The 3,108-nt window shown below is 58.0% G+C and carries 5 protein-coding genes, 2 tRNA genes and 1 pseudogene; 5 read left to right on the top strand and 3 right to left on the bottom strand.

Annotation, left to right across the window (positions count from 1 at the left end):
* Positions 1-125: 125 nt before the first annotated feature.
* A tRNA-Cys gene (locus EN906_RS28680) sits at positions 126-199 on the bottom strand.
* Positions 200-420: 221 nt separating this feature from the next.
* Between EN906_RS28680 and EN906_RS28675 the strand changes: the two genes are divergently transcribed.
* Entirely contained in the window at positions 421-624 is a 204-nt protein-coding gene (locus EN906_RS28675) for a hypothetical protein (RefSeq protein WP_127267807.1), read from the top strand.
* A 24-nt stretch (positions 625-648) separates the two neighbouring features.
* On the opposite strand, the gene EN906_RS28670 is transcribed toward EN906_RS28675, so the two are convergent.
* On the bottom strand, positions 649-906 hold the full coding sequence (locus EN906_RS28670; protein ID WP_024503836.1) for a hypothetical protein: 258 nt from the start codon (positions 904-906) through the stop codon (positions 649-651).
* A gap of 222 nt (positions 907-1,128) precedes the next feature.
* Here EN906_RS28670 and EN906_RS28665 point away from each other — a divergent pair.
* Positions 1,129-1,203: transfer RNA gene (locus EN906_RS28665), tRNA-Asn, on the top strand.
* Positions 1,204-1,526: 323 nt separating this feature from the next.
* Here the strand turns inward: EN906_RS28665 and EN906_RS28660 are convergent.
* Positions 1,527-1,883, bottom strand: coding sequence for a hypothetical protein (locus EN906_RS28660; protein WP_127266665.1), 357 nt, complete (start codon positions 1,881-1,883; stop codon positions 1,527-1,529).
* A 47-nt stretch (positions 1,884-1,930) separates the two neighbouring features.
* Between EN906_RS28660 and EN906_RS28655 the strand changes: the two genes are divergently transcribed.
* From EN906_RS28655 to EN906_RS37830, 3 genes and pseudogenes are all read left to right on the top strand, one after another.
* Positions 1,931-2,251: a hypothetical protein gene (locus EN906_RS28655; protein WP_127266664.1), complete on the top strand. Its 321-nt coding sequence runs from the start codon at positions 1,931-1,933 to the stop codon at positions 2,249-2,251.
* A gap of 54 nt (positions 2,252-2,305) precedes the next feature.
* On the top strand, positions 2,306-2,854 hold the full coding sequence (locus tag EN906_RS28650; RefSeq protein WP_127266663.1) for a hypothetical protein: 549 nt from the start codon (positions 2,306-2,308) through the stop codon (positions 2,852-2,854).
* Between the two features lie 6 nt (positions 2,855-2,860).
* Positions 2,861-3,108: pseudogene (locus EN906_RS37830) on the top strand (hypothetical protein); the annotation flags it as partial.

The following is a 3,108-nucleotide window of genomic DNA, read 5'->3' as shown; positions in this document are numbered from 1 at the left end:
ATCTTGACGCGTAGTTCGGAGAAATCAGCGCTCATGTCCCAACCAATCCGCTTGCCGCGCCAGAACCGCGGTCCATTGTGTCAGGAACTTCAGGCCCCTGCGCTGCCGCGCGGGGGCCCGGGCATTGGAGGCCTCGCCCGGAATCGAACCGGGGTGCAAGGATTTGCAGTCCTCTGCGTAACCACTCCGCCACGAGGCCTCATTGCTCCCGGCGTTCCACCCGGTTCCAATAGGTTGCGGCGAAAATGCCGTCAAGCGGCCACCGTGCATTCCGAACGGTTTCCTCGCGTCAGTCCGGACGGCATCCGGCAAATCGTCGGACCGGGCCTGACCGCTCCATTAGCGGACAATTAAGCATAGCCTGCCCGGAGGAGAAACTCATCGGCGGCCCGTGCGTTGGACATGGCAGGAGGAAGAGCCATGCGCCGGACAATGGCAGCAAATACGAGTGCCTCGTCCGGCCTGTCCCTGCTACAATGCGGAGAGCTTCTGCATTACGCAATCGACCGTCTGTCCATCGAAGGTGCGGACAGCCTGTCGCCGCACGACAGGGCAAGGCTTGCCTCGGCCGCGGCGATTCTCAAGCAGATCCATGAGGCACTGGAAGAACACGCCGCCCGTTGAACACCCACCCTGCGCTATCGGCGGTCAATCGGGCCGGCGACGCCGTTCCCACCAGACGACAAAGCGACGCCGGTGACGGCGAACCATGGCGAATTCATAGGACAGCACCAGCAATCCGAGCGGAACCATCCAGAAGCCGAGGATCGGCAGGAAACCGAGGATACCGCCGATGGTCAGCAGGATGCCGATCGTGATTCTGAGCCCGCGCGAGCGCGGCATTTTGAACTCGCGCCCGAAAACGGAGATTTTCCGCGCCGGCATCTGGTTGTCTTGTGCTGTCATCGTCTCGAAAAATTGACCCGTTTGATTTTTCGCAAGCATGCTGGAACCAAAGCCGCCGCCGCGCTTTCGGTTCCATATCCCTGCCAAGACGGCTAATATGAGGGCAACCGTCGACGATTGCGAGAAAGGCCTGCGCGAAAAAGCCTCGGAAAAATGTGAAAAGCTTCTTTGCAAAGCCGAAAAGGGCAGCTATAGGCTGCGCCACTCACATAGAGCATCCGTTCCCCGGTAGCTCAGTGGTAGAGCAACCGGCTGTTAACCGGTTGGTCGCTGGTTCGAATCCGGCCCGGGGAGCCAATCATTTCCAACGGTTTCAGAGTTTTCAGGAACGGCCGAAAATAGGCTGATCTACAGCATGTCTACACAACTCGACTTCGCTAGGCGCCGATCTACACCGGAATCGCCCGAAGGAGAGAAATCACCATGGAACACGTTTTTGATGAGCTGATCGGCCTGCAGAGACTCAGCCGAGATCGAATTGGCGAGCCGCCGCGACGGCCTGGACGATTCGCTTGGCAAGGAACCTAGTAACCGGCGTGGCGATCGGCATCGGAATTGCCGTCGGTATTGCTCTAGGCGGTTAATGAAACCCTCCGGGTGCAAAAACCTATGCGGTGAAGTTAGCCCGAAGCAAAGACAACATCAGACCTTGCGCCTCCGTCCGCCTTGACGGCCGCGTGGCAGTCTCTCAGTTTTTTGGACGACCCACTCTTGGAGTGGGCTCGGCGGATGTAGTCGAAAACGTGACGTGCGGTGTCGCCTTCGCCAACGAAAACGAAGGGTTCGCGGCTTGTGTGCACGGTGACGGTCTCGTAACGCCTGTCGAGCGGCGGACCGGGATCGTCCCGAAAGTCGACATTTTTCCGGAGAAGCACTTTCATTTCGTCGGGCATGATTGAAACCTCCCTGTCGAAGGTGATCTCCTTTTTCCAGTAGATCAAGACCGGAAGCGGTACGCCTCCGAATTGCGGTGCCAATTCTTTCCTGCGACACTCGAGTCCATCGCGACATGGGGGAGCCTTCTATGCTTGCAAAAGACACTGTGATCTGCTGGACGCCTGACAGGCCGCCCTTCCATGACCGCCCTATGGCGGGGACGATCATGGTCACAACCGCTCCACTGCCGCAGCACGACTATGGTCATATGAAAACGTATGGAGCCGTAAACTTGGACTGGAGGCAGATGGACGCTTACGACCGTCGGCAAAAGCTTCAACGCCTTTTCACTCAGATCATTCATAAGGATTGCATTCCCGAGATCGATGCCCGTCTGGCTCTTTCAGTCATTGATGACATCCTGATTGATGACCTTCACAGTCAGCAGCAGGATGAAGATGAGGTGTAAGGTAAGCGGCGGCCGATCGCATCGCGCCTCAGCCAGCGAGTAGGGGATCCATATATGGCGGCGACCGTCGCGCTTAACCAGGTATCGGCCAACCTATGGGAGATGCCCCAGCCTTTGGGGGATTACGCCGGCGAGCTGCTGAAGCGGGGAAGATCCTACTATCAAGCGTTCCAGATCCTTGCCGAGCGTAACGAACCCGGTCTTAGCTATCCGGCCTATTTCCTCCTCGCGCATGCCGTGGAGGTCATTCTCAAATCATATCTGGTGGCGAAGGGCACGCCGAAGAGCAAGCTTGGCAAAAGACCATTGCGACATGACACAGGACAAGTGTTCGCTGAGTGCGAAAAGCAAGGCCTTGTGGTTGCCGACCAGATGATGAAAGCGCTGGCGATCCAGCTCGCCCATGTCAATCAGGATTACGACCTGCGCTATCCCACTGGCTTCAATCTATCCATTCCTGGCCCGAAGCATTGCGTCCTTCCCCTCGATGCCCTGATCGCCGCGGTCGCGCCGGGCGTCGAAAAGGCCTTCATCATAGCGCAAATCCAGTTCGCAGCCGACACACAGCACCTTCGCGGCAGCAAAATCCGATGGAGCGATTAGGCGACGATGACAGCCGAACTCGCGGTATCCGTAGTAGCCTTAGTCGTCGCGATCCTGGCGTTCGGGCTATCGATCTTCTTTTGGCGGCGCCAGTTCCGACCGATCGTAACGGCGATGGTTCAGACGCATGACGGAGGTAACGAGGCGATCGCCTATAATCTGGTGGTACTGAATTCGGGGTCGATCCCAGCCAAGAACATCAGGTTGATAGTACGAGACCAGGCGGCGCTCGAGGCTGCCCTTGGCGCTGGCGC

It is taken from the genome of Mesorhizobium sp. M7A.F.Ca.CA.004.06.1.1 (assembly GCF_003999135.1).
GTDB lineage: Bacteria > Pseudomonadota > Alphaproteobacteria > Rhizobiales > Rhizobiaceae > Mesorhizobium.
Note: the sequence above shows the minus strand (reverse complement) of the source record. Positions and strands in the feature narration are given on the sequence as shown.

Coding starts and splice junctions, on each gene's coding strand:
- EN906_RS28650 (WP_127266663.1), top strand. CDS start 2,306: ATGGCGGCGACCGTCGCGCTTAACCAGGTATCGGCCAACCTATGGGAG.
- EN906_RS28675 (WP_127267807.1), top strand. CDS start 421: ATGCGCCGGACAATGGCAGCAAATACGAGTGCCTCGTCCGGCCTGTCC.
- EN906_RS28670 (WP_024503836.1), bottom strand. CDS start 906: ATGACAGCACAAGACAACCAGATGCCGGCGCGGAAAATCTCCGTTTTC.
- EN906_RS28655 (WP_127266664.1), top strand. CDS start 1,931: ATGCTTGCAAAAGACACTGTGATCTGCTGGACGCCTGACAGGCCGCCC.